Genomic DNA, 2,243 nt, shown 5'->3' with positions numbered 1-2,243 from the left:
GGCCGCGCCCTTATCCCGCCGACCTGGAACTATGAGACGCCCGATCCGGAGTGCGACCTGGACTATGTGCCCAATGTGCCGCGCCCGGCCGATATTCGAGTGGCCCTGAAGAACTCGTTCGGCCTGGGCGGGCAGAATGCGTGCCTTGTGCTGGGGCGCTATACCAATGGTTATCTAAAGTGATCAGTAGCAAGTGGTCAGTGGTCAGACTGACCACTTGCCACTCACCACTATCTTGGAAGCAAACATGGTTGTCTTACGCGACGAGAAACGAATTGCCCGATTGGCCCGGCTGGCCCAGTTCGTCAGCCTGGTGGGGCTGGCCACGCTGGTGGCCGGCCTGCTGATCATCTTTATCAGCGACAGCACCGCCATTTTCATTTACCAGTTGATCGCTCTGGTGGTGGGTTTCATCCTGTCACAGGTGGGCATGTACCTCGCCCACCGCTACTTGCGCCGGCCGCGGCTGGATCAGGTGATCGACCGCGCGGCGGGCAAGTTCGCCCGCAAGGACGGCCGGCTCTATCACTACCTGCTGCCCGCGCCGCACGTCCTGTTGCTGCCGACGGCCATCGTGCCGCTAGTGGCGAAGTATCAGGGCGGGCGCATCACGGCCGCCGGCGACTCGTGGCGGCAGACGGGGCTGGGCATGCGCCGCTTCTTCGGCCGCGAGGGGCTGGGCAACCCAACCCACGAGGCCGAGGCGATGGCGGCCAAGATGGCGGCCTTTGTGCAGGAGGCCGCGCCGAACGCCGGCGCGGTTCCCATCATCCCGGTCATCGTCTTCACCACACCCAACATTGACAGCCTGGACGTGAAAGAGTCGCGCATCCCGGCCACCCATGCCTCCAAGCTGAGCAACGTCTTGCGCCAGCAGACCGCCGGGTTGAAGCCGCTGCCGCACGCCGACTACGCCGCTCTGCGCGCCGCCTTCGACGCCAAGGCTGCCCACCTGCTGGAGGAGACGGTGAATGCCGACGCGGAGTGATGTGAGGCCTGACAGGTCTTCCACCGACGTGCTGTGGATCGACACGGGCAGCGTCAATTGTTACCTGTGCCGCGACCCCGACGGCTACACCCTCATCGACGCCGGCATGCCGGGCAAAGCCGACCTCATTTTCGGGCGGCTGGCCGAATTCGGCGGGCAGCCATCAGACCTGGCGCGCATCGTCATCACCCATGCCGACATGGATCATGCCGGCAGCGCCGCGGCGGTGCAGGCGCGCTCTGGCGCGACAGTCTACGCCGGGCAAGCCTCGGCCGAACTGCTGGCGACCGGCCGCTCGCCGCGCCACATGCCGGCGGTCGTCCAGTTTCTCATGGATCGCTTCGTGCGCTATCCGGCCGTGGCGCGGAGCCACATCCGGGTCATCGGCGAGGAGGACGAGTTGCCCGTCCTGGGCGGGCTGCGCGTGCTGGCGACGCCCGGCCACACCCTCGATCATCACGCGCTCTACAGCCCATCGGCCGGCATCTGCTTCGCCGGCGACGCGCTGAACACCCGCGACGGCCGGCTACAGCGCACGCCGCCCCGCATCTCGGCCGATCAGGCGGCGGCCGACCGCTCGGCGGCGCGTCTGCTGGCCCTGTCGCCCGCGGTGATCGCCTGTGGTCATGGCGCGCCGCTGATCGATGATCCGGCGGCCGTCACAGCGCTCTGGGAACAACTCAGACAACAGATAGGAGGGGGAAGATGATCAACCCGCGCGGCTTGCTGGATAGCGAACTGGTCGAGTTGAACCAGTCGATTCTGGCGCTGGGCAGCATGGTCGATACGGCTATTGGCAACGCCATCGAGGCGCTGATGACCAACGATTCCGCGCTGGCGCAGAGTGTCATCGCCGGCGACGCCGAGATCAACCGCCTGCGCTTCCACGTCGAGGAGCGGGCCTACATCGTGCTGGCGACGCAGCAACCCATGGCGCGCGACCTGCGCTCGGTCATCGCGGCCATGCATTTCGCCACCGAGTTGGAGCGTATCGGCGACCACGCCGCGGGCATTGCCCGCATCGTGACGCGCATGAATGAGATCCCGTTCGTCATCGAGTCGTGGGGCGCGCCGTCCTGGCTAACGGTCGAAAGCGCCGCGCCCGATGAAGGCAATTTGGCGGAGGGCGCGGTCGCCGACGACGAGTGGAGCAACGCCGACAGTGACACCGAAGGCGGGGCCGATGCGGCCGAAGGCGCGAACCAGACTGAGGAAGGCGGGGCGGTCGAGGATACGCGCCCCCGCCTGAAGCTGT

General features: G+C 66.7%; 3 protein-coding genes and 1 pseudogene. All 4 read left to right on the top strand.

The window, feature by feature from the left end:
• Window positions 1-183 (top strand): annotated as a pseudogene (locus tag ACE3UY_RS15770) (beta-ketoacyl-[acyl-carrier-protein] synthase II); the annotation flags it as partial.
• A 64-nt stretch (window positions 184-247) separates the two neighbouring features.
• A complete protein-coding gene (locus ACE3UY_RS15765; RefSeq protein ID WP_374688454.1) occupies window positions 248-988 on the top strand; it encodes a hypothetical protein in 741 nt (246 codons plus the stop codon).
• The gene (locus tag ACE3UY_RS15760) at window positions 972-1,697 is read left to right on the top strand and encodes an MBL fold metallo-hydrolase (protein WP_374688453.1); all 726 of its coding nucleotides are present in this window, start codon (window positions 972-974) and stop codon (window positions 1,695-1,697) included. Before ACE3UY_RS15765 ends, ACE3UY_RS15760 begins: the two co-directional genes overlap by 17 nt.
• Window positions 1,694-2,243 (top strand): phosphate uptake regulator PhoU (locus ACE3UY_RS15755; protein WP_374688452.1); only part of this gene is annotated, 550 nt, incomplete at its 3' end. The genes ACE3UY_RS15760 and ACE3UY_RS15755, both read left to right, overlap by 4 nt.

Origin of the sequence: Promineifilum sp. (SeqCode), from assembly GCF_041918635.1 — a bacterium.
Lineage (GTDB): Bacteria > Chloroflexota > Anaerolineae > Promineifilales > Promineifilaceae > Promineifilum.
Note: the sequence above shows the minus strand (reverse complement) of the source record. Positions and strands in the feature narration are given on the sequence as shown.